Origin of the sequence: Bacillus sp. UMB0893 (genome assembly GCF_002858905.1) — a bacterium.
GTDB lineage: Bacteria > Bacillota > Bacilli > Bacillales > Bacillaceae > Bacillus_P.
This window is the reverse complement of the sequence record NZ_PKLB01000001.1, coordinates 147,464-170,304: the sequence shown is the minus strand read 5'-3', so window position 1 is coordinate 170,304 and position 22,841 is coordinate 147,464. Positions and strand designations below refer to the sequence as shown.

Here is a 22,841-nt window from a genome sequence, read left to right as displayed (position 1 = left end):
ATCTAATTTTGAAAGCGCGCTCATTTTAGTTTACAAACTTCTCCTTTTCCTTCCAAAATTCCTTCCGCAGATGCACTTTTTGAATTTTGCCTGAAGCTGTTTTTGGCAATTCATCAGTAAATACTACTATTGTCGGTGCTTTGAAATGGGCAAGCTTACTGCGTGCAAAGGCGATGAGTTCTTCTTCGCTTGTTAACTGACCTTCCTTTATCACCACTATAGCTTGCGGAGTTTCTCCCCACTTTTCATGCGGAACAGAGATGACGGCTGCTTCCTGGACAGCAGGATGTTCGTACAAAACGCCTTCTACTTCTATTGAAGAAATATTCTCTCCGCCGCTAATGATGATATCCTTCTTCCTGTCAGCAATTTCAATATTCCCATCCTCATCTACCACAGCCATGTCACCAGTAAAATACCAGCCGCCCCGAATCACTTCATCTGTTCCTTCCTGATTGTTCCAATAGCCTTCCATTACACCATTTCCGCGAACAGCAATTTCTCCGATTTCTTGACTATTGTGCCTAACTTCCTCACCAAGCTCATTAAAAACTCTTACTTCACTTCCAATAAATTGATAGCCAGCTTTTGCTTTCAAACGATATTTTTCTTCATTCGAGAGATGCTGCTGTGTATCCCGAATAATAGAAGTTGTTATCAGCGGCGAAGTCTCTGTCATGCCATAAACTTGTATGAATTCCCACTTTAATTCTTCTTCCACTCGTTTTACAAACGCAGGCGGCGGGGCAGAACCTGCAATGACAATGCGAATGTCCTGAGGCTGCTTCGCATATCCATTAGATTCTGAAAATTGAAGCAAACTGTTTAGCACAGTCGGAGCCATATGCATCACTGTGACACCATGGTCATTTATCTTTCTGAAAATGTCAGCCGGCAGCACTTTTCTAAGACACACCTGTGTTGATCCATTCGCTGTGTAGTAAAAAGGCGAACCCCACCCATTCACATGGAACATCGGAAGAACGTGAAGCAAAACATCCCGATCCGATACACGCAAATGATGCATCGAGCTAAGCGCATGCAAATAATTGCTGCGGTGCGTAAGCATTACCCCTTTTGGTTTACCTGTCGTCCCGCTCGTGTAAAGCAGTGTTGCCAGATCGTTTTCATCCATCTCAGGTCGTTCAATCTGATGTTTTCCATACTGACTTAGCCATTCTTCATAAGCTATAGCCCCATTTTCGCTTCCTTCTAAGCCATGAACAATAATCGTTTGTACAGTCTTAAATTGATCTCGGACAGGTTCAATCTGGGAATAAAGCACGTGATCAACAAAGAGCGCTTTTGTTTCACTATGATTTAAGATATACACATAATCATCCGGTATCAGCCGTGTATTAAGCGGAACGATCACAGCTCCAAGCTGCAGAACACCGTAAAACCCCTCATACATTTCAGAAGAATTTGGAGCCAGGTATGCAACCCGGTCCCCTTTTTCAATTCCCAGCTCTGAGAGACCCCTTGAAAGCTGGTTCACTCTCTCATTTACTTCAGCGTATGTAAATTCCTTTGAATCATCGATCACAGCTGGTTTCTTGCCATATAACGTTACAGCTCGATCCAAAAATTGAGGCAGCAGCAATGGTACCTTCATTTCTTCATCCCCTTTATTTCTAAATATTCAAATATTTCAATGTTATTATAGCACAATGAGGAAATGGTGTTATATAACAACGCTTCAAAACTTTAAATTATAGAAAACTGAATTCCGAGAAGAAAGAAGGTACATTGAATTTGTGGCAGTAAATATTCAAATGATGTAGAGGCGTTTAAGCCTCAATAAGGCTAAAATACTAGATCTGCCTAAACTAAAAAAGCCGGTGCTGCATTTATAACTGCAGCATCGGCTTTTTACAATTAATCACTCTTTTGAAAGCTTTTAAGTTTCAGATTGTCTCTCCTTATATAGGCATAGCCTGCTGATCCCAATAATATCAGGGCGGATACAGCAAAGACAGTTTGAACATTTGTCTGTTCTGTCAAATATCCGACCAATAATGATGCGAATCCAAATGTTAAGGAAAGCAGCGCACTTTGTGCCGAATAGATTTTGGGCAGCTGCTCTGCAGCAGCGTTGTTTTGCAGGAGAGTCTGCATCACAATAGATTTTAGTTGTTCACCTACTCCAAATGCAAAGGAGAGAAAAAGTGCGATCCATGGAACGGATGTAAGTCCAAACAAAAAGGTACAAAGGCTTAATCCAAATCCTGAAATCATCACAACAGTACTAATTTGCCTGCGGATGATTTCTGATGCATTTAATCCGATAAATCCTCCGAGAATCAAACCGACAAAAAAGCTCGCATTGATATATCCCCACCAAACCTCTTCCATCTCAAGCTGATCCTTCACATAAATATACAAAATAGCCGCAATCCAAACGACATTCGCTATGGATTCCATAAAAGCGATGATGCTGATTGTTTTTATGGATGGATTTTTCCATATGAAAACCCATCCTTCCTTTATAGAATCCCATTTCGTTTTTGGCATATGATCATGATTTATATTTTGATGATGATCTGATATTTGAACCATCAATAAGGTTGAAAGTACGAATAAACTTAACGTTACCCAGATCACATTGCTCCCGCCGATTGCCGCAGCCAATATCCCGCCAATGGCCCATCCGCCCAGTTGAACAGACTGATCTAAAACAGAAACCAAGCTATTGGCTTTAAGCAATTCATAAGTGGGGACAAGCCTTGGCAGCATAGAATTTGCAGCTGGAGCTGCCCATCCGTCTAAAAAAGAAATGACAAAGATCAGCACAAAGATCATAAGTATGGACTCTGATTGTGCGAAGACTGGATTGAACAATGCAAGAATAAACAGCATCCCTGTTTTACCGAGCTGAGAGTAGACCAGCAATTTTTTGAGCGGAAGTGCATCGATTAAAACAGGAGCAAAGAATCCGCTGATGAAACGGCCTAAAGTGACTGTAAAGGGTACTGCAGCTATCAATAGTGCAGAACCAGTATACATATACAGCAGTGTTATGATACCTACAACATATAAGACATCCCCGCCGCCGGCAATTGACTGCCCGAGCCAAAGAAATCGAAACGATTTATTGTTCATGTTCACTACCCCTTTTTTCTTATTGGTTTGTAAAGGGTAGGTTATTTACATTGGACTGCCTCCTCATCACTTTTTTCAGGTTGTAAGCAGTTTGTTACATTGGATTTTAGCTCCTTTTAAACTTGCAGTAAAATAATTGATTCTCAATCCGATAATTAAATAGGATACATTGTTTACAACTATAGTCCTCTATTCATATTCTAATTTACTATTATTCAATATTAATATCTGAACGAAAAATGTTACAGAAGTAAGCAAACTGGGTACATATGCTATGTTGCAAACAACTTCATGACGGGGAGTCACAGCATGTTCATCAAAATACTTAAGTCCTACGACTATTCTTTAATACTGGCGATTTTTTTATTAAGTACATTCGGGCTCATTATGGTTTACAGCTCTAGTATGATTACATCTATCTTAAGATATGATGTCACAAGCAGCTATTTTTTCAAAAAACAAAGTATTTCTTTACTATTAGGATTCATCATGTTTGTTTTGGTCTCCTTTTTTCCATATAAAATATTTTTTCAAAAAAAGTTCATAAAGCTTTTATTTTACGTATCCATTGGATCATTACTATTTGTTATTGTATTTGGCCATACAGCCGGAAATGCGCAAAGCTGGGTAAAATTAGGGGGAGCAGCGATTCAGCCTGCTGAATTTGCGAAGATTTCTGTCATTATTTATCTAGCTGCTTTACTCGCGAAAAAGCAGAATTATATGGATCATTTCAGTCATGCTATTCTGCCTCCTGTTATTTTTGTTGTCATTATTTTCATTTTAATCCTGCTGCAGCCTGATTTTGGTACGGCATTAATTATCTTATTAAATGCAGCCATTGTCATTTTATGTTCAGGCATCCCTTTAAAAAGCTGTATAAAACTAGCAGTATTTACTTCATTGGCTGCGATGTTTGGATTAATCCTGTTATTTCTCACCAATAAATTAGCGGACGTATTTTCTTCTGAAAGAATCTCCAGATTTACCGGATTTTTAGATCCATTTGAAAACATTGCGGATTCAGGGTATCAGCTTGTCAGTTCTTATTATGCAATAAGCGGCGGCGGTATAACTGGCCTTGGACTCGGCAACAGCGTTCAGAAATTTGGTTATTTGCCAGAAAGCCATACCGATTTTATCATGGCTGTCATCTCTGAAGAATTGGGCATATTCGGTGTCCTTTTTGTCATCGTACTGCTTGGTTTTATTGTATTAAAAGGGTTTGCAATCAGTAAAAACTGCCAGGATCCATTTGGCTCTCTTCTTGCAATTGGCATATCTTCGATGATTGGCATTCAGGCTCTTGTTAACCTAGGTGCCGTAGCTGGACTTCTCCCGATTACAGGTGTTACGCTTCCGTTTGTCAGCTATGGAGGATCCTCATTGATTTTGCTGTTTATCTCGGCTGGCGTACTCGTAAATATATCAATGATGAACACATTTAAAGAGACTTATAATGTTCAAAAAGCAGCATGAATTTACCAAACAGAAAAAGCATACGAAAGAGAAATAGAAAAAAGAGGACTAAACAGCATATTAAACTGTTCTCTTTTGAGGTACCCGCATAGGAAAAATCATATATAAAAACAAATATAAAAGCAGTGGATTTCGCAAAGAAATCTCACTGCTTTTAACGTTTTCATCAGGGGAAAAATTTAGCATTAAAAAAAAATGGATAAAACCTTTAGTGGATTAGCGAAAGGCACTTGACTCCTGCGGGAAATAGAGGCTCCCATCCCTCCCCGCGGAAAGCAAGTGCCTGCAGCGGAAATCCACGGGTACAAAGTAATAACCAAAAAACAATCAATGCGAAAACAGCCTACAATTAAGATGAAAATATAAAAAGCCCAAATCATAAGTGATTTGGACCAATCTTACTTCATTTTTTGCAAAGCAGACACAGCCTGCGTTTTATTTTGTATTGTTCAGCTGTCTTCTTCTAATAAACCAAATAATTACTCCTGCTGCAGCTATACCAAGAACAACATAAATAATAGTTGAGTATACTCCGACATAGTCATTTATCTTTGGCCATGCTTCTCCAAGGGATGCGCCAAGCATGACAAGCGCTATGTTCCATATTAATGTACCAAAAGTAGTAAATAGCAAAAACTTCATGAAATTCATATTGGACATCCCAGCCGGAATCGAAATTAAACTGCGAAGCAAGGGAACCATTCTGCAGAAAAACACAGTCCAAACGCCATACCTATCAAACCAGGCATCTGCACGGTGAATGTCTTTTTTTTTCACTCGAAGAATATGACCCCACTTATCAATGATCTTTTCTAGCCGTTCAACATCAAGCTGCAGGCCTATCCAATATAAAATAATCGCGCCCACAACTGATCCGGCTGTAGCTGCTAAAATAACACCAATGACATTCATATTTGAAGTGGTCGTCATGAACCCTCCGAAAGGCAACACAACCTCTGACGGAATAGGAGGGAAAATATTTTCTAATGCGATCATTAGAAAGATCCCAAAGTAGCCGTATTGTTCCATAAAATCAGTAATCCAGTTCTCCAAGTGCCCCACTCCTTCATGGCCATGCTTTAATAAAAAACAGAACTTGAATATTGTATTTTTAAAAAACAGAAATGATTGTTACATTTCTAATATAGAAGAACGCCGGCTCCAATTATTCAGATGCCGCATTATTTTATAAGATTTCTTTTTGTTCAAATCCAATAGACTTCAATGCCAGGTGAAGGCTTGAAAATGACTTCGTATCTTTAAAATCTAATCCTAAACTAATCATTGTTTGGGCAATTTCCGGACGGATGCCGCTCAGTTTTGTTTCTACGCCGAGCATTTTCAGTGCATCTAGAACTTTAAAAATTTGATTTGCAACCATCGTGTCGATTACAGGTACACCTGATAAATCAATAATTAAATACTCATACCCGCTTTCAGCACTTTGTGTTAAGGCAACATCCATCAATATCTGAGCACGCTGTGTATCAAGGTCGCCAATTAATGGAAGTACACCGATTTTTTCAGATACATTCACAATCGGAACAGATAATTCATCCAGAGCATCTTTCGCAGATTGTATATTTGTTGAATAATTTTTCATATAGAAAACGCTGACGAGATGAATCGCGTGATCAACTGCATGATCTAATGATGATAGCAGTTCGTAAAATCCATCTAATGACAGGTTGTCGCTTTTCGCTGCTTCCTTTATGATGCTGCCGATCTGATCCCGATAAAATCTGATTTCCTTTATTGCAAGATCTAACGGAATTTGAATCGCGACGAGCAAATCAGCTGTTTCTCTTCCCCAATTATTCAAGAGGACAACCGACTCCTGTTTATCAAGCAGAATGGCCTCCGCGTATATATTGATCAGTTTTTCTCTCCAAGCTGCAAGCTCTGTATGATTTGGCTCAATCATATTAGGATATTTAATGCTTTTTTCTTGTTTAATTGCATATTGAAGCTTATCTTTTTGATCTTTAATCAATCTATTTATTTTCGTAAGGGTTTTATTTAAGTTGTTTTTTGTCTGCATGGTTCTCCTTTCAATAAAAGGTTCTATTTATAAGGATAGTACTATGCGTTCAGAATCTCAAACCCTTTATCTTAATTCTAATGAAAAAAATTTTCCACTATCTCAAACATTTCAGATTTTATTCGGAATAACAACAGCAAATCTACCCGCTTTTGAATATACGACTATTCTCCCCTGGTGCAGTAATCTGCACTGGATAAACCGAGCCCTGTTCCTTTAACTGATAAGGATTTATCGGTCTTATAAAAACTTTCAAAAATGTAAGGAAAATCTTCTTTTTTTTTAAGTCAAAAGTCCAGGATAAGTTTACTATATATAATCGAAAAAAATACAATTCTTTTTACCGGCTTAAAGTTTGAATTTATCTGTACCGTTCTTCTTTATCAGTCTAATTTAGACTTTTATCCGTGTAATCCGGGCATTTATCAGTTTAAATCCATCTTTTATCAGTCTAAATATCGGTTTTATCGGTTTAACGGTTCCAAGCTGGAATAAAAATAGGCTCTTAATTCTTCGTGGACCATCAAATCCTTTTTCCCAGCCTCACTTAATGCGTAAGTCCCTCTCTTCACCCGGTCAAACCAGCCATAGTAATTTTTATTAAGAATGGATAACGTCTTGTCTCCGGTTCCCATTTCGCGGAGATTCTTAGGACTTTGCGGACCGCTGTGTTCAAGACAGCAGGCAATATGAATACATCGTTCCTTATAGGCTGTCATGATTTTCGTTTTATTCACTCCGCCTACATTATGATCACCGCTTCTGCCTTCTATTTCTGCCAAGATCTGAGCTCTTTTTCTTTGACTCAGCTTCATGCTTTTTACCCGGTCAAAGGAATCAGGCTCCATCTTGATTTCGGCATATCCTTTGCCTTGCCGAAAAGATACCACGATCAGCCCGAGTTCCAGGCGCCTCACCAAATAACAAAGATCCTTCCATTTCTTTGAACGCAAACTGTAAGATGGCTTTGGAATCGCGATATAAACCTGATCCGTGAAGCGCTGTCTCTTCGCGGCCTGTATGAGCAGTTCAACATTTAACCTCAGCTTCAGTTCGACTAAAATCAGTTCATTCTCTTTTACTGCAGCAAGATCGCAGTCTTTAACCTCGCCATAAACTTCATATCCATGCTTAATAAAATATTTTTGAATTGGTTTATATAGATCCTTTTCGAACAAATTATTATTTTTCATCCTCTATCAGCCTATCTTTTCTGCCTTTTTCATATTATAAACCTCACAGCCTATTTGCTCTGGATGGTCTTTAATCACAGTCTGTTTATCGTATTTTCGAATATGCCAATAGATAAAAACATCACCAAAACCGGCTTGGGTCAAAAGGATTCCCAAAACTGTCAAAAAACCATTCCCCATGATGAAACCAGCGGCCAAAGGAAGAATACCGGTTATAATCATTGGCAGAAGGACTGCTATTTTATAAGCACCTGCTGAAATGGGAATTTTACAATGTGCATACGGCATCAGATTTTTCCAATCGATTCCGTAAGAGATATTTGACCAGGATGTCCTCCCGAAAATTTTAAATGAACCGCCGTGGATAAGTTCATGGATTGGGATTAGAGCCAAATATAATATAATGACCAATGCGTACGGCTCCCAGGTATTCCATACAGAATTCCCCCATATTAGTCTATAACCAGCACCCAATATAATTGTGCTGATTAAAGTCAAAATCAAAATCGGCTTTTGTATTTCTTCCATTGTAAATATTTTCTCTTCTTTATGATACCTTTCAAGATTCATCGTCTGCTCCTCTGCACTCATATAGCCGTATTTCTACAGCTATTTTACCATAAAAGCCCAATTATTGCGTGTGAATTAAAACAGCACCCCATACAATTTCAGGGGTGCCGCTTCCGATTTAAGATTTTACCGGAATCCAAATTTCCGAGTAATAATCTGGTCCGTACGGATCTTCATTTGTATACACTTCTAAGTCAGGTGTGCCAGCATGCTCGTAGCCGCTTGTCGGAAACCATTCTGAAAAGATTTGCTTCCATGCATTCTGCATGGCGTCCGGCATTGGTCCATTCACTTCAAAAACAACCCATTTAGAGGCTGGAATCGTGAGTTTCGATAAGCCTTCAGGTGTTTCTCCGGAATACTCGGCCGCCACCCAATAATCCATCATTTGATTCGTGTCTGCCACACAAACACCTACAACGCCTTTAATCTCTCCATTGTTCAGTTTCATGAGCAAATCGTTCGTGCCGTCGCTGTTCACTTCATTCCAAAGCTTTGGAATCCCAATAAGATTCTCTTCATTTGCACATGAAAACTCACGCTTAATTCCAACGACGTCAAACCCATTTCTTTCAATTACATTGTATTTCATTGGCTCTGCTCCTTTCAGACTCACCTGGATAATCAGGCGGCTATAGAATTTCAATTTACCGGTGTTTTTTCTCACTTCACTCGGTGATATTCCATGCTGTCTGCGAAATGCTTTCGTGAACGATTCGGGAGTGTCGTAACCATACTTATAAGCGAGGTCAATCACTTTGCAGCTGTTACTGGCAAGGTCCTGTGCCGCTAATGTTAAACGTCGTCTCCGAAGATATTCGCCAATTGAGATATCAGTCAAGATGGTGAACGTTCGCTGAAAATGAAAGGCTGAAGCGTTCGCTTCTCTTGCAATCTGTTTGATTGAGATGTCTGTCAGCAAATGTTCTTCCATGAAATCGATCGCCTTCTGTATTGATTCTACCCAAGCCATTTTGCTCACTCCTTGATTACATCATACCAATGGAATTCCATTAACTCCTGTCATTTTGTGCTTTGTTGTGACTGCTCTGCCAAATGTCTTGTACAATTATACACATCACAATTCCATACACTTTCGACCTTGACGATTGTTGAAATGGAGGTATTCTTCAGTCCTTCTTCCATTTCCAGCTTGGGCACCAATTTTTTCAGGCAATGTTTGATAAACGAACCATGACTGACGATCAAGATGTTTTTGCCCGGATGTTTGCTTGTGATTTCCTCGAAAAAAGACATTCCTCTTTCGATCACAAGATTTGCCTTCTCCATTCCAAGATCTAACTCCCTCCATTGTTCTCCCCACTTCTCAATTCTTTCCGCTTCTGTTGTTCCTTCAATTTGCCCTCCGGAAACTTCACGGATTCTGGAATCAAATTGAATCGGAAGATTTCCTAATCTGGCTGCTATGTATTCTGCAGTTTGTCTTGCTCTAAGCAATGGACTGGCGTATATCATGTCCCAATCTTCTGCCCCAAGCCGTTCTGCAAGCTTTTCTGCTTCTGCGATCCCTAACTCATCAAGAGGAATATCTGAGCTTCCCTGTGCTCTTCTCTCTAAATTCCATGCTGTCCGACCATGACGGACGATCCCCAGTTTTGTCATGTTTGCTTCAATCCTTTCTAGTAAAATCAATAAATCTCTAATTCTTCCATCTAAGATTATGATACTCTAAAAGAGAGGTGAATACGATGAAAAATAAGCCAATTTATGTGGAACTATCAATCCATTCCGACATGGATAAATTATGGGATGCCACTCAAATTCCAGCATTACACTCACAATGGGATCTCCGTTTCTCATCGATTACATACCTTCCCAAAATAGAAAACGAGCCACAGCATTTTTTATATAAAACGAATATTGGATTCGGTCTTAACGTTCAAGGCTGGGGCAAAAGTATTGGGGCTTTTCACTCTGATGACGGCTCGAGAACATCATCCTTACACTTCGGAACAGATCAAAAAATGTCCATCATTAAAGAAGGAAAGGGCTATTGGAAATATAAGCCTGAACGAAACGAGATCACCTTTCTTACGCAATACGATTATAAAGTGAATTTTGGGAAAGCAGGAGTTTTTTTTGACACAGTGTTATTTCGTCCGTTAATTGGATGGGCAACAGCACTAAGCTTTGATGTGCTTAAAAGATGGCTTGAAAAAGAGGAAGCGCCTGCCTTTCAATACATACGTTTTTTTAGTACATGGCTCATTTCCTTCCTCTTCTTCTTTATTTGGACCTATCATGGCGCAGTCCCGAAAATACTGTTTATGCATCCGGAGGAAGTATCTATGACAAAATCCCTGCTGTCATTGACTATGAATCAGGCTTCTGCACTCGTTGCGATCACAGGGATTGCTGAAATCCTGTTCGGACTGCTCTGGCTCCTGCCATTTAATAAAGTAAGGTTATTCGGCCTGCAAATCATGGTATTTCCGCCGCTTACGTTTTCAGCAATTTTGGCAGAACCTTCGAATCTGATTCATCCATTCAGTCCATTAACCTATAATGCAGCTTTATTCATCCTTTCAATCATTGGATATATAGTAAGCAGGGATCTGCCGACTGCGAAAAGCTGTAAAAGAAAGAGATAAGGAGATTTCGATGTCTATTTATAGAATTGTTTTGGGAGAGCAGTTTATCTTGCTTCATCCTATGCTTCAAAAGCGATACGAATTTCCCTTTAAAGCTTCAGGAGTGATGAAAACCATTAATGGCGGACCAAAGTGGCTCTATCCATTCTTTTTAGCAGGCGTCCGTTTTAAACTTCTTTTTCCTGAACATGGAGAAAACATACCATTTTCAATCCATAATACTCTGCGCACAGGTGTAAATGGCGAAGAGCAGGTTCATTGGGAGCGGGTCTTTCATTTTAATAACAAGAAAAGATATTTCAACGCCTTAATGAGTATGGATTCTAAAGAAGGGATGATTAAGGATTACCTCGGTGAACCAAAGCTGTTTTACTCTGACCTTTCCTTTACCGCAGGTGATCAAGGTCAGTTAATTATCACATCCAAGAAACAGCGGCTCTTAGTTGGAAAGCTAGAAATCCCAATGCCAAAATGGCTTCAAGGCTTAGCCACAGTAAGAGAATCGTACAATGAAAAAAGAGATGTCTTTCAAATTAAAGTAGACGTATATAATCCAATAATCGGAAATGTCTTTTCATATGAAGGAGAGTTTACACCTGATGAGATTGCGTAGTATAGCCATGATTCATATTCTAATATTTATCTTCACGGCCATCTTTCATGCGGGCCCCTGGTATTATTTATTGCTTACAGCAGCGCAGCTGGTCTATGTCCCCCTCGTTCTGCAGCTCGTAATGAGAAGAGGAGATTGGTTTCATGCCATTTATCCTTATCTATCGATTCCTGCCTATTTATCTGTAGCGGTATTACAAATAACAAACGAGACCCCGGGAGATATCTTCTTGGCAGCTCTCTATTTAATCTTTACCATATCAGTTGCTGCTTACGGGTTTACACGTTTTATAAACAGGGGCTTCATAAAGTTAGAAGAGTTTGCAATTGATATGGGTCTTTTCTATTTAATGATTGGCGGAGCATGGTTTTTTGCCCATATTGCTGATATTGAAACAGGATTTTCTCCAATCATTCGCTGGCTTACAGGTATTCATTTTCACTATGCCTCCTTTTTGCTGCCGATTTTCACAGGATTTCTGGGGAGAATCTATAAAACTCAGTTTTACAGGATTTCATGCAACATTCTGCTAATCTCTCCCATCATCGTTGCACTAGGAATCTCCTTTTCAAATTGGCTTGAACTACTTTCTGTCATTTTTTATATCTTCGGCATCTATAGTTTGATATATCTTTCGTTTAAAGCACCTATTCATGAGGCAAAATGGCTGATCCGGATTTCATTCTCCGCACTTGGCATTACTATCCTTTTTTCTTTTGCCTACGCACTTGGTAATGTTTGGGGACTTTTCACCATTTCCATCGATTTTATGCTTAAATTTCATGGCATTTTGAATTGTGGTCTGTTTGCCTTATTTGGTGTAATTGGCTGGTCGATTTTCACCCCTTCATCACAATACAGCAGAAGAATTCCAATCAGCAAGATAAGAGGTAAAAAAGTGATTGGAGAAAAAATCCTTGATGACATAACGGACAATAATGGCCGGCAATTTTCAGGGCTTATAGATGATATTGGCATATATGAACCTGATGTGACTTCGAAATTGTTGGCGCCTGCCATAGTCGATTTTTATGAAAATACAAACCAATATCGTTTATTTGCAGAAATTAATTGGCACTCTTGGTTCAAACCATTTGCAGCTGCATATCGGGTTATAAGCCGTTATGTCAAACAAATCAACTTGCCGCTTTCAAGCAGGCAGATTGAAATGACAGGAGATATTGTTCCTATCAAAGCAGAACTTGATGGGAGAGACCGAGTGCGCGCATGGGTGCGGAAAGTGAATGGTGATCCTGCATTTGTCGCACTTTATTCCAAACACCAGTCTGAAGGAAAATGGTATATGAATATCTCTCTGCCTCTCCCCTCTGCAGCTATGGTTGGGATTTTAGAACTCAAACAGCTTGGTCAAACCCTGCAGCTCTCAAGCAGAAAAGAAAAACCAGAATCAGATTCAGGTGTTTATTTAGCGTTTAAAAAAGCGGTGTTCAAACTCCCGATTGAAGAAGTATTTCATGTGGAGCAAATAAAAGATGGAGAGCTTAAAGCAAAGCACAAAATGTGGATCTTTTCGGTTCCTTTTTTGACGATTGATTATACTATTTGTAAAAGATAAATACAGTACAATGATTTTTTTATAGACTATTTTCATGCCCAGGACCAGAGTGTTTTTTATTTTCTCAACTATCCTCCATTGTCCCTTATGCCATTCGACCCTGTTTTCCTACCATGTTTATCGGGTATATTGGTGAGGGAATTCTAAAATAAATTGGAGGCTTTTAATGAAGACATCTTCTAAAAAAATAATAGTCTCTATTTTCTTAGGAATGGCTATTATTTTCACATATTGTACCTATCTTAAATCTCTGGCAACAATAAATGTGAAAGATTACGGCGCAGTTGGCGACGGCGCAGCAGACGATACGGCAGCAATAAAAAGCGCATTGAATGATGGTAAATATCGCCGTATCTATTTTCCGGAAGGAGAGTATAAAATAACAGGCGAATTGCCAATTCGGGGTCATACAACCTTATTTGGAAAAAATGCTGAGATAAAAGCTTCCTCTGATCTTGCAACGATGATGGAAATTAAAGGCGAAAACATATCCATTCAAAACCTTATAATGAATGGAAATAAAACAGCCCTGCGAGGCATGACCATCGAGGAAGGCTCACACAATGTGGACATTTCTAATAATACGATTCAGCATTTCACACAGCCCAAGGATCCTGATCTCTCCCGTCTGACTGTTACGGGAATTAGAATTAAAGGCGGCTCAAGCGAAATAAACATTGATAATAATCAGATTCACGATGTCATGTCGCGAAATCCGATAAAAGGCTGGGACCATTATGTGGCAAGGGGAATATTAATAAGTCCTTCCTACAATAATCAAAGCGTAAGCAAAAATATTACAATCAGCAATACGGAATTTTCGAAAATAGGACCAAAAGATGATGGTGACGGCATTGTTGTCCAAGGGTTTGACGAGAACGTGAATCTGGAAATTATCGATAACTCATTTGCCTATATTTATAAAAGAGCCATTAAAATTCAATCACCGGGTGCCCTTATTAAAGGAAATACAATCTACAATAATTTTGACGATAACAACTTTTATCAAACGTATTCCGAAAAGAAAACACATGATATGTGGTCTGCCATTTCAGTTTATGCCGACCATACAGTCATTGAAGACAACACAATCAACGGTATAGGGAACTATGGAAGAATTATTGATGTAGCAAGTGCCAGTCATATAAAAATAGCGGACAATTATCTGAAAAATGGCGGGAACTATAAGGACTCTTCCATCATTGCGATCACTTCTGCAAATGCAGAGCATGCGGCACGTGACCTGAATATTTTTGACAATGTTTTCGTAAACGGGCGTTATGGTGTCTTTTCAAACAGTCCCGTTTCAGATTTAAACGTATTAAATAATAAACAAGTGAATGTGACAGAGGATTAATCGAAAATCTTTAGAATTGCTTAAGTGGAATGGGCCGTATATGGAATCCATTCCACTTACTCTTTTAATTGGTAATTGCCTGCATCAGAATTGACTCATGCGATTCTCTGCTTATTCATTCAATATTACGTCCACTGCCTTTTCCCCGGGATGCAGTCATTCATCGCGCTGGCTAAAAAACAGCCAGACGGTCATAAATAAGGGGTAAAACTTATATTGAGCGCTTAAGTTAAAGATATCTCTTAAAATTCCACTATAAAAGAAGACCAAATCTGGCCTTCTCTTCATTCAAAATTAAGCAATTTCAGATTCCTTCGAATGGACTTTTCTCATGAAATCATTTACATCTGCCGGTACTTTACGGTCCAGTTTTGATACGATGTAAACCGACAAAAATCCAATTGGTACAGTAATAAGTCCTGGTATTCTGAACTGAAGGAATTCAGGCAGTGTTGTTGGTAAGAAAATCATGTACATGGATGAAAGCAGGCCTAGGACAAGTCCTGCAATCGCTCCTTTTTCTGTCATGCCTCTCCACCAGATTCCAAGGATAAAGATTGGTGTAAATGTACTTGCTGCAACTGTAAAGGCAAGTGCGACAAGGTGGCCGATTGAAGCTTCTTTTACAAGCAGTCCAAGCATTCCGTACAAAACACCTAAGATAAGAATTGAGACCTTCCCTGCAATAACACGCTCTTTTTCTGTTATGTTTTTTCTTAAAAAAGTAGCATATAAATCATGGGCCAATGCACCTGAGCTTGCGATGAATAAGCCAGAAAGGTTAGAGAAAACGGCTGCAAACGCACCCGCAATAACGAGTCCAAGCAGCCATTCTCCGCCTAGAGCCTGAGCTGTTGAAGGAATCACCATGTTATTTCCTCCAGCGACAAGATCTTTCATTACTTGTGGATCAGCTGAACCGCTTAAGAAAATCGATCTTCCAACAGCTCCAAGATAGACAGCGAAGAAAAAGAAAACGCTTGCAATTAAGATCGCCATAAGGGCTGATTTACGTGCGGCCTTTGCACTTGGATTGGTGTAAAAGCGCAATAAGATATGAGGAAGACCAATTGTACCTAGCGCAAGTCCAATTGTCATAGAAACTGTCTGCCAGAAGGACGGGAAGTAGTTTCCTGTGCCAATCCAGGTTTGACCGTCATGCACGACGTCTTTTCCGTCAAGGGCAAAAGTAGACGTGCCTGCAATGGATCCGGTAAATTCACTGATTGAAGCTAGTATTCTTTCATAGTACAATCCGCCGTAAACAGCAGCAACTACCATTAAAATAAATGCGCCAAGTCGAATCCACAGTTCAAGCGCCTGATTCAGAGTTGTTCCTTTCATTCCGCCGATCCCGACGTAGAAAATCATGACACTGCATGTAAAAATGATTCCAAATTCATAGCTAGTCCCAAAGAACATGCTTAAAATTTGCGCCGCTCCTAATAATTGCGGTGCAGCATAAAATCCTGATATAGCAAGCACGACGGCAACTGCAGCAAGTCTTGCCCGTTTACTGTGAAAACGATACCCTAGAAAGTCTGCAACTGTGTAGGCACCAAAACGGCGCAGCGGTCCTGCCACAAAGATTGCAAGCAGCGTTAATCCAATTGAGAAGCAAAATGCATAATAAGCACCATCATAGCCCAGCTGGAATGTTAAACCTGCAATCCCTAAAAATGTTGCTGCACTTAAGTAATCTCCTCCGATGGCAGATCCATTGGTAAACCAGCCAAAGCTCCGGCCCCCTACGAAAAAATCAGAAGCTGTTGCATTCCGTTTTGTTAAATAAGTAATATACACAATCGTTCCCATCAATAATATCGTCAGCAGCATCTTCGGTTCAAGCAAAGCAGCCATTAGTTTACACTCCTTCCAGCTGAAGGACGATTGGAGCTGTCCGTATTCATGTTCTTTTTCAATCTCTTCTCATATAACGCAGTATGAATATAAGCAATTATAAAGGCCATTCCCATTGCAATAATACCTGTAAAAAACCATGCGTATGTCATTCCGCCATAGAAATTTGAAAACATAAACCCAGGTGCGAACCAATTTAAGATCGGCATTGAAAAAATAAATGCAAAATAAAAGAGTGTAAGCTTCGACCCAGTACTAAATTCACTTTTCATCAAATGAGTTGTCTCTGCATCAAGCGGCTCAAGCTCACGGACATCAACCGTTCCTGCCTCTACATAATCATATTCCTTAAACTCAGCGGCCAAAATTCATTCCCCCTTTGTTCTGCTTTAGCACGGCAATGCTATGCTTGATTGTATTTTACAATAGAAGGAAACCACATACCTTACAATAAATTATCAGAAATGTATAAATATTTAATATATTCTCCGTTTCATGTATACTAGTGCTAGAGACATACTGGCAAAGGAGCGAGGAATCGGACGTGTATAACATTAAACTCATGGTTCAAGAGCAATCTGAAAAAGAAAAAATGATGACATGGTTACACGAAGAATTAGATGACTCCTTGCAACTCGATGAAGGTAAAACCAACAGCTCGCTTGATATTGCGGTTGTTGAGATTTCGAAGCTGTTTGATTGGATGAAAATACACCGTCTTCAAAAACAGCACAAAGACTGCGTCATTTTCCCGCTGCTGGATCCGGCTATGCTTAAAACATCCCCAATCGCGATTGAATTGAAGCTTCAATCAATGCTCGTGAAACCAGTTAAAAAACATACATTTATTAAGAACCTAAAAAAAGTGCTGCAATCGCCTCAAAATGAAAGCGTAATCATTCCGAACTATGGGAAGATGGTAGAACAGTTTGAACTAGTTCGGAATTCGAGTGCTGGTCTCTTGCCTTTTCAAGAAGCATTCCTAAGAAGACTGCTTCGTGCCGAAGTGAAGTCAGAAGAAGAGCTTTTTGAGGCACGTCCCTATCTGCCTGATTATTCAGTCCCAAATGCCGTTTGTTTTATTCAAGGATTTATTCATAATCAAAGCAGGGAAAAATCAGAATTTGCGCCTCTTTTAATTCAGACGATCTTTAAACAGCTCTTTTCAGAAATTGAACAGCAGCCCTCCTTTCTTGCATACAAAAAGCACTTAATCATGCTCATCCAGGTCCCGCAAGGATATTCTTCCATCAAGAATTGGCAGACTGGCGAAGCTAAATTGCTTGAATGTATAGATATTCTGAAAAATGAACATGACATTCATCTATACATAGGCGTCGGATCCATTTACAGAGAACCTCTGCTGCTTTCCTATTCTTACCGGGAAGCACGCAAAGCAAGACGAACGCCGCACTATAATAGACTTTCCCTTCGGTATTTTGAAGAAATTACAGTCAATCAGCAAATGAACATATGCACCAAATACATAACCAATCATTATCAGAATGATTTGACCGCCAAAACCGTTGCAGACCAAATCAATATAAGTGTTCCCTACTTCTGCAAGCTTTTCAAAAAAGAAACCGGCCGGAGTTTTGTTGAATACGTAACCTTTGTCCGGCTGCAGCGCGCCGTTTGGATGCTTAGGCATACAGATAAAACAATCGAGCAAATTGCAGATGAACTTGGATTTAATACACCAAACTATTTCAGTTCCACTTTTAAAAAATACGTGAGCATAACCCCCAGCGAATATCGTATGACGGATGAAATTCTGTTTGTTTAAAACAAAAACGCATGGAAATCCATGCGTTTTTTCAGGCGTGCACATAATGATACTGTACAAACTCCCCATATTGTCTGGTGCTCTTCTGATTGAGCTTGATCTCAGGATTATTAGCCTTAAACAGCGGGATGCCGTCACCTAAAATAATCGGGGCAGTCGTGATGATGTACTCATCGACCAATTTTTCTTTCATAAAGCTGTCCAGAAGATCTGCCCCTCCAACAAGCCAGATGTCTGATCCTTCTTCTGATTTTAATTTTTCAGCAAAAGCTGCGGGGTTTTCATTTGTAAAAACAAGATTTAAGTTAGTGCTTGTTTCCTTTCTTGTAAAAATATAGCTTGTCTTCCCTTCATATGGGTACTGATTATTTGTTAATTTCAGAACATCATCATACGTTTTTTTACCCATCACGACCGTATCGACAGATTGAATAAACTCGCTGTAACCATTATCACCTTCACCCTGAACATCATCGAGCCAGCTGATGTCACCGTCTGGACGGGCAATGTATCCGTCTATGCTGATGGCAATAAATAAAACAATTTTTCTTGAACGATTCATTTTTATTCTCCTTAATAACAATTATTAAGTAACAGATCATTACGATTGTTCGGGAAGAAATATGAAAGACATTACTAAAGCCAAAAGACTTTTTATACACAAAAATACACGATTTCCCAAAGATGCCCATCTGGGTCTTTAAAGTGACCTGAGTACCCCCATTCATACTCCTTTGCGCCTGAAGTCAGTGTCCCGCCAGCTGCTTTAGCGCTTTTTAAAATAGTGTCTACTTCTTCTTTACTATCAGCGTTATGACTTAAACTAATTTCCGAAAACCTTTGTGTTGTGTTCGATTGATTAGCTACCTTATCAAACTCAGTACGGAGAAGGAGCACTAATGATAAATCTCCTTGCAAATTAAAAAGAACATGGTCTCCACCGTCCGTAATATCACTTAAACCTAATCCATCCCTGTAAAAAACTAACGACCTTTGTAAATCATCAACTGCAAGGGTAATGATATTAACTTTTGGTTTCATTAGACAACCTCCCTCTATAAACCTTTGCCATTTGTAATATTTTAGCACATTAGATCGTACTTTTAGAGCTTCCGTTCATTTTTTCCTAATGTTGATCAAAAATCAAAAATACCACAACTCTAGAAGTTGTGGCATAACCCAAAATTATTTACCTTTTTAAAAATTCCCATTAAGTGGGAAATCTTATTTCAGCTTTATTTTCACTTCACGGTTCGGGACAGGGTTATTTTTCACCGGCGGAAGTGCATAGCCATACCCGGTTGCTGCCTGTTTAACCGAATTTGTCACACTATGTATGACCTCACCCATATCTTGAGCTGAATCAAGCAGCGGCTCGACTGTTTTGATCTTGCTTTTTACATCTACTGTTATTTGATTCGCAGAGTGAATAAGCTCTTCAGCTTCACCTGACAAATCATGCACAGCCTTTCTCACCTCTGCAAGCGTTTCATTCGTTTCTTCAAGTGTAACCATTCCTCTTCGAAGCGTCTGGATCAAATACCCGACAAGACAAATAAAGGCTAATGCAGCTCCGACAGCACTAAGTTCAATTAACATAAAGCACCTCCACGGCCGATTATGTACGAGACAGGCTGTACATTGCTAGATTATATGACCCGGCCTGATGGAGTAGAAGCTTAGAGGTGAAGTATTTCACCTTTATGAAGCAGCGGTGCTTCTGCACTGACGGTTTCGGGATATTTTATTCCCTGCCCTGTATTCAGACATACCACTTTTTCATCTTTTTTTATCCAATTTCTTTTTCTTAAAAGACGGGCCGCTGCAAAAGTCGCTGCACCCTCTGGGCAAATGAAGCTGCCTTCCAATCTGGCAGCGTTTGACTGCTCTTCACTGATCTCTTTTTCAGTAACGGCAATTGCACACCCATTCGTTTCATAGATTCCTTGCAGAACAAGAAAATCACCAATTGCTTTTGGCACATTTATTCCAAATGCATCTGTTTTTGAGTTTTCCCAGAATTCCGATTCGCTCTGACCTTCTTCAAAGGCTTTCACAATTGGAGCGCACCCTACTGCCTGCACAGCAACGAGTCTAGGAAGTTTGTCCTTTTTAATCCATCCGAGTTCCTGCATTTCCAGAAGAGCTTTATATATACCGATAATGCCTACTCCCCCGCCGGTCGGGTACAAAATGACATCAGGGACCTCCCAATTTAATTGCTCGGCGATTTCATACCCCATCGTCTTTTTCCCTTCAATGCGATAAGGCTCTTTCAGCGTAGATGCATCATAAAAACCATGTTCGCTTACCAGCTTTGCGACAACTTTTCCAGCATCGCTGATCAATCCGTCAATCAAATGCAAATTAGCACCTGATATTGCTGTTTCTTTTCTCGTAATGAGAGGCGCATCTATAGGCATAATGATGTAAGATTCCAATCCTGCTCTTGCGCCATATAAAGACCAGGCCGCACCCGCATTCCCATTCGTCGGCATCGCGAACGTTTTCACTCCCAGTTCCTTTGCTTTTGAAATTCCGACAGCGGCACCTCTTGCTTTAAACGATCCAGTTGGAATAAGTCCTTCATCCTTCATAAGAAGATTTGGAATGCCTATCTCTGCTCCCATTCTGGTCATCTCAAGCAGCGGCGTCATGCCTTCTCCCATCGATACGATGTTTTCCGGGTTCACTACAGGAAGCAATTCATGGTATTTCCACAAACTATTTTCTCTTTGTCCTATCTCTTCTTTCGTCAAAACAGACTTAATTTGATCCAAGTGATAATTCACCAACAAAGGCGATCCGCATGTACAAAGCTGCTGAATCTTATCGGCAGAATAGACAGCTTCGCATTTCGGACAGCTCAAATGTGATAGATAACTATAGTTCATGAACATTCCCTCCAAATAGGAAAGGCCCCTAACAAGTGAATGTTAAGGGCCTTCGGTTTTTCCGATCAGCTTATGTATAAAACGATAGCTTAAGAATGCCTTTAGGTCAAATCTAGCGGGCTGCATTCCTATTATTTCTATTTTTCCTTCTAAACACGAACCGGTTAATGAACTTATAATTCAGCACATTAAACCAGATCAACGCATCCAGCACAAAACTGCCGGTCGTATCCATTTCATCATTCTTCATCTTCTCCTCAATAAACCAGCCTACAATATAGCTGCTTACAAGCCAAATCAAATAAAGCGTTATAAACTTAGAAAATGTCCCGTCAAAAGGAAGAGTAACAAATTCAAAAACAGCCGCCGCTCCGGTAAAAATCACAAACATTGAAGCTCCTGTAAGAAAAAGGACCCTAAACAGAAAACCTATACACCCCACTAAAATCTCACACCTTTCACTAAAAACTATACCACTAATCTGGAAGCTGAAGAATGTATTTTCTGTTTTTTTGATTGCCGGTTTGGGTGGTTTGGGAGGTTAGGAGGCGGGTTACTGTTTGCCTTGATGAAATGCATAAGAACTCTCTCATTTCCTTATTTTTCATAGTATTACCAAAGAGGTAAACATAGTCAAAAAAGGCTTCTATGTGAGCTTTTTTACACATTTTTCTGCAATAAGGACAAAACCAGGAACGATTGATTCTGTTCATCGGATATCTGCTACACGAAGGACATTTCACGCCAAATATTAACTCTGATTTTTCAATATCGTACTGTGAGAGTATATTTATTTTAGGGGAAGTATGCTGCTTCTGTAAAAGGTGTGAAATCTTGTTAAGATCTTTAATAGTTAACAGATCTTCATGATATCTATTTTGAAATGACTCCAATTTTTCTGGAAGCGAACCTGCATGAATCACAGTATTTTTTACTGAGTCAAACTTTGCTTTTATTAGCGAGGATGGATTACTGATCACAACAAGACAGTGGATGGGTACAGGAGGGAATGGATACTGTTTAAGAAATAATTCCAACTTGGATTTTTGTCTTTTTACTTGCTGTATTGGATCCAGAAAAGCTTCTTCATTTTTTCCAGAAATACGAATAAGCTGATTAAAAGTCTGATCAAAATACAGTATTCCGCTAATATTTTTTACTTCTAAAATAAAAAAACAACGCTGAGTTAATAGTAAAGTGTCAATTTGAAAGAATTCTGTCTTACTATGAGCAAGCCTTAACCCATGAAGAATGATATATTGATCAACAGGCAAATCATTTAAATAGTAATCTATCGCTTGCTCACCCTTATATCCAGCCTTTAATTTAGCTAACTCTTCGCTAGCACTTGCTCTCATCCTGTGACTTTGTGGCAGCCTTTTTATCATAGCCTCAAGTTTCAGAAGTTTAATTGGGGCTTTTCTTTCCTTTTTAATCAATGAACCACATCCTTGCTGAATAGTTTTCTGATGATAGTTTAACCATCTGTGTACTTTTCTGCAAGAAGTGAAAATTGAATTTTCAATTGTCAGTTTAAAAGTAAATTTTCATTTTGAAATCAATTGTTTTGACCGCAAATACTTGGAATCTTACCGTTCGTTACTGATTTATGACCGTTCAATCCTGTTTCTGACCGCTCAACTTCGTTTGTGACCGTTCAGACAATTTCTGTCAGATTTCTATTTGTTATTCAGTGCTGATCGCCATCTTCCAATCACAAATACCTCTTTTTCTAGCAAAAGAGTGCTCCTTCTTTGT

At 39.4% G+C, this 22,841-nt stretch carries 22 protein-coding genes; 6 read left to right on the top strand and 16 right to left on the bottom strand.

The window, feature by feature from the left end:
- Window positions 1-25: 25 nt before the first annotated feature.
- Together CYJ36_RS00805 and CYJ36_RS00800 are read right to left on the bottom strand one after the other, a co-directional pair.
- Entirely contained in the window at window positions 26-1,615 is a 1,590-nt protein-coding gene (locus CYJ36_RS00805) for a long-chain-fatty-acid--CoA ligase (RefSeq protein WP_101563887.1), read from the bottom strand.
- A gap of 263 nt (window positions 1,616-1,878) precedes the next feature.
- Window positions 1,879-3,102: an MFS transporter gene (locus CYJ36_RS00800; protein ID WP_101563885.1), complete on the bottom strand. Its 1,224-nt coding sequence runs from the start codon at window positions 3,100-3,102 to the stop codon at window positions 1,879-1,881.
- 309 nt (window positions 3,103-3,411) lie between these two features.
- Between CYJ36_RS00800 and CYJ36_RS00795 the strand changes: the two genes are divergently transcribed.
- Window positions 3,412-4,581 (top strand): FtsW/RodA/SpoVE family cell cycle protein, encoded by a 1,170-nt coding sequence (locus CYJ36_RS00795; protein ID WP_101563883.1) that lies wholly within the window; start codon window positions 3,412-3,414, stop codon window positions 4,579-4,581.
- A gap of 435 nt (window positions 4,582-5,016) precedes the next feature.
- On the opposite strand, the gene CYJ36_RS00790 is transcribed toward CYJ36_RS00795, so the two are convergent.
- From CYJ36_RS00790 to CYJ36_RS00765, 6 genes are all read right to left on the bottom strand, one after another.
- Entirely contained in the window at window positions 5,017-5,634 is a 618-nt protein-coding gene (locus CYJ36_RS00790) for a DedA family protein (RefSeq protein ID WP_101563882.1), read from the bottom strand.
- A gap of 133 nt (window positions 5,635-5,767) precedes the next feature.
- Window positions 5,768-6,622, bottom strand: a complete 855-nt coding sequence (locus CYJ36_RS00785) for an STAS domain-containing protein (RefSeq protein ID WP_101563880.1) — start codon at window positions 6,620-6,622, stop codon at window positions 5,768-5,770.
- A gap of 464 nt (window positions 6,623-7,086) precedes the next feature.
- The gene (locus CYJ36_RS00780; protein WP_101563878.1) at window positions 7,087-7,815 is read right to left on the bottom strand and encodes a DUF2161 domain-containing phosphodiesterase; all 729 of its coding nucleotides are present in this window, start codon (window positions 7,813-7,815) and stop codon (window positions 7,087-7,089) included.
- A gap of 6 nt (window positions 7,816-7,821) precedes the next feature.
- Window positions 7,822-8,385, bottom strand: a complete 564-nt coding sequence (locus tag CYJ36_RS00775) for a DUF3267 domain-containing protein (protein WP_180849980.1) — start codon at window positions 8,383-8,385, stop codon at window positions 7,822-7,824.
- Between the two features lie 118 nt (window positions 8,386-8,503).
- Window positions 8,504-9,358 carry an AraC family transcriptional regulator gene (locus CYJ36_RS00770; RefSeq protein WP_101563874.1) on the bottom strand — a complete coding sequence of 285 codons (855 nt, stop codon included), beginning with the start codon at window positions 9,356-9,358 and terminating at the stop codon, window positions 8,504-8,506.
- Between the two features lie 50 nt (window positions 9,359-9,408).
- On the bottom strand, window positions 9,409-10,008 hold the full coding sequence (locus CYJ36_RS00765; protein WP_101563873.1) for a histidine phosphatase family protein: 600 nt from the start codon (window positions 10,006-10,008) through the stop codon (window positions 9,409-9,411).
- An 86-nt stretch (window positions 10,009-10,094) separates the two neighbouring features.
- On the opposite strand from CYJ36_RS00765, the gene CYJ36_RS00760 reads away from it, so the two are divergent.
- The 4 genes from CYJ36_RS00760 to CYJ36_RS00745 all read left to right on the top strand — a co-directional run bounded on the left by CYJ36_RS00760 (window position 10,095) and on the right by CYJ36_RS00745 (window position 14,543).
- The gene (locus CYJ36_RS00760; RefSeq protein WP_101563871.1) at window positions 10,095-10,997 is read left to right on the top strand and encodes a DoxX-like family protein; all 903 of its coding nucleotides are present in this window, start codon (window positions 10,095-10,097) and stop codon (window positions 10,995-10,997) included.
- A 10-nt stretch (window positions 10,998-11,007) separates the two neighbouring features.
- Window positions 11,008-11,610 (top strand): DUF4166 domain-containing protein, encoded by a 603-nt coding sequence (locus CYJ36_RS00755; RefSeq protein WP_257962351.1) that lies wholly within the window; start codon window positions 11,008-11,010, stop codon window positions 11,608-11,610.
- The gene (locus CYJ36_RS00750) at window positions 11,597-13,186 is read left to right on the top strand and encodes a YndJ family protein (RefSeq protein WP_180849978.1); all 1,590 of its coding nucleotides are present in this window, start codon (window positions 11,597-11,599) and stop codon (window positions 13,184-13,186) included. The genes CYJ36_RS00755 and CYJ36_RS00750 overlap by 14 nt, the downstream gene beginning before the upstream one ends.
- Before the next feature lie 166 nt (window positions 13,187-13,352).
- Entirely contained in the window at window positions 13,353-14,543 is a 1,191-nt protein-coding gene (locus CYJ36_RS00745) for a glycosyl hydrolase family 28-related protein (protein WP_101563865.1), read from the top strand.
- 294 nt (window positions 14,544-14,837) lie between these two features.
- Here the strand turns inward: CYJ36_RS00745 and CYJ36_RS00740 are convergent, their stop codons facing one another.
- Both CYJ36_RS00740 and CYJ36_RS00735 read right to left on the bottom strand, forming a co-directional pair.
- A complete protein-coding gene (locus CYJ36_RS00740; protein WP_101563863.1) occupies window positions 14,838-16,403 on the bottom strand; it encodes a sodium/solute symporter in 1,566 nt (521 codons plus the stop codon).
- The gene (locus tag CYJ36_RS00735; RefSeq protein WP_101563861.1) at window positions 16,403-16,768 is read right to left on the bottom strand and encodes a hypothetical protein; all 366 of its coding nucleotides are present in this window, start codon (window positions 16,766-16,768) and stop codon (window positions 16,403-16,405) included. The genes CYJ36_RS00740 and CYJ36_RS00735 overlap by 1 nt, the downstream gene beginning before the upstream one ends.
- A gap of 227 nt (window positions 16,769-16,995) precedes the next feature.
- Between CYJ36_RS00735 and CYJ36_RS00730 the strand changes: the two genes are divergently transcribed.
- Entirely contained in the window at window positions 16,996-18,189 is a 1,194-nt protein-coding gene (locus tag CYJ36_RS00730) for a helix-turn-helix domain-containing protein (protein ID WP_219621051.1), read from the top strand.
- 31 nt (window positions 18,190-18,220) lie between these two features.
- On the opposite strand, the gene CYJ36_RS00725 is transcribed toward CYJ36_RS00730, so the two are convergent.
- The 6 genes from CYJ36_RS00725 to CYJ36_RS00700 form a co-directional block, all read right to left on the bottom strand.
- A complete protein-coding gene (locus CYJ36_RS00725) occupies window positions 18,221-18,751 on the bottom strand; it encodes a dihydrofolate reductase family protein (RefSeq protein WP_101563858.1) in 531 nt (176 codons plus the stop codon).
- Between the two features lie 92 nt (window positions 18,752-18,843).
- Window positions 18,844-19,230: a VOC family protein gene (locus CYJ36_RS00720; RefSeq protein ID WP_101563855.1), complete on the bottom strand. Its 387-nt coding sequence runs from the start codon at window positions 19,228-19,230 to the stop codon at window positions 18,844-18,846.
- 183 nt (window positions 19,231-19,413) lie between these two features.
- Window positions 19,414-19,788: a DUF948 domain-containing protein gene (locus CYJ36_RS00715; RefSeq protein WP_101563853.1), complete on the bottom strand. Its 375-nt coding sequence runs from the start codon at window positions 19,786-19,788 to the stop codon at window positions 19,414-19,416.
- A gap of 80 nt (window positions 19,789-19,868) precedes the next feature.
- A complete protein-coding gene (locus CYJ36_RS00710) occupies window positions 19,869-21,083 on the bottom strand; it encodes a threonine synthase (RefSeq protein WP_101563852.1) in 1,215 nt (404 codons plus the stop codon).
- 112 nt (window positions 21,084-21,195) lie between these two features.
- Window positions 21,196-21,468, bottom strand: coding sequence for a hypothetical protein (locus CYJ36_RS00705; RefSeq protein WP_142382663.1), 273 nt, complete (start codon window positions 21,466-21,468; stop codon window positions 21,196-21,198).
- A 91-nt stretch (window positions 21,469-21,559) separates the two neighbouring features.
- Window positions 21,560-22,522, bottom strand: a complete 963-nt coding sequence (locus tag CYJ36_RS00700; RefSeq protein WP_101563848.1) for a nuclease-related domain-containing protein — start codon at window positions 22,520-22,522, stop codon at window positions 21,560-21,562.
- Between the last annotated feature and the right edge of the window lie 319 nt (window positions 22,523-22,841).

Coding starts and splice junctions, on each gene's coding strand:
- CYJ36_RS00805 (WP_101563887.1), bottom strand. CDS start 1,615: ATGAAGGTACCATTGCTGCTGCCTCAATTTTTGGATCGAGCTGTAACG.
- CYJ36_RS00800 (WP_101563885.1), bottom strand. CDS start 3,102: ATGAACAATAAATCGTTTCGATTTCTTTGGCTCGGGCAGTCAATTGCC.
- CYJ36_RS00795 (WP_101563883.1), top strand. CDS start 3,412: ATGTTCATCAAAATACTTAAGTCCTACGACTATTCTTTAATACTGGCG.
- CYJ36_RS00785 (WP_101563880.1), bottom strand. CDS start 6,622: ATGCAGACAAAAAACAACTTAAATAAAACCCTTACGAAAATAAATAGA.
- CYJ36_RS00780 (WP_101563878.1), bottom strand. CDS start 7,815: ATGAAAAATAATAATTTGTTCGAAAAGGATCTATATAAACCAATTCAA.
- CYJ36_RS00775 (WP_180849980.1), bottom strand. CDS start 8,385: ATGAATCTTGAAAGGTATCATAAAGAAGAGAAAATATTTACAATGGAA.
- CYJ36_RS00770 (WP_101563874.1), bottom strand. CDS start 9,358: ATGGCTTGGGTAGAATCAATACAGAAGGCGATCGATTTCATGGAAGAA.
- CYJ36_RS00765 (WP_101563873.1), bottom strand. CDS start 10,008: ATGACAAAACTGGGGATCGTCCGTCATGGTCGGACAGCATGGAATTTA.
- CYJ36_RS00760 (WP_101563871.1), top strand. CDS start 10,095: ATGAAAAATAAGCCAATTTATGTGGAACTATCAATCCATTCCGACATG.
- CYJ36_RS00755 (WP_257962351.1), top strand. CDS start 11,008: ATGTCTATTTATAGAATTGTTTTGGGAGAGCAGTTTATCTTGCTTCAT.
- CYJ36_RS00750 (WP_180849978.1), top strand. CDS start 11,597: ATGAGATTGCGTAGTATAGCCATGATTCATATTCTAATATTTATCTTC.
- CYJ36_RS00745 (WP_101563865.1), top strand. CDS start 13,353: ATGAAGACATCTTCTAAAAAAATAATAGTCTCTATTTTCTTAGGAATG.
- CYJ36_RS00740 (WP_101563863.1), bottom strand. CDS start 16,403: ATGGCTGCTTTGCTTGAACCGAAGATGCTGCTGACGATATTATTGATG.
- CYJ36_RS00730 (WP_219621051.1), top strand. CDS start 16,996: ATGATGACATGGTTACACGAAGAATTAGATGACTCCTTGCAACTCGAT.
- CYJ36_RS00725 (WP_101563858.1), bottom strand. CDS start 18,751: ATGAATCGTTCAAGAAAAATTGTTTTATTTATTGCCATCAGCATAGAC.
- CYJ36_RS00720 (WP_101563855.1), bottom strand. CDS start 19,230: ATGAAACCAAAAGTTAATATCATTACCCTTGCAGTTGATGATTTACAA.
- CYJ36_RS00715 (WP_101563853.1), bottom strand. CDS start 19,788: ATGTTAATTGAACTTAGTGCTGTCGGAGCTGCATTAGCCTTTATTTGT.
- CYJ36_RS00710 (WP_101563852.1), bottom strand. CDS start 21,083: ATGAACTATAGTTATCTATCACATTTGAGCTGTCCGAAATGCGAAGCT.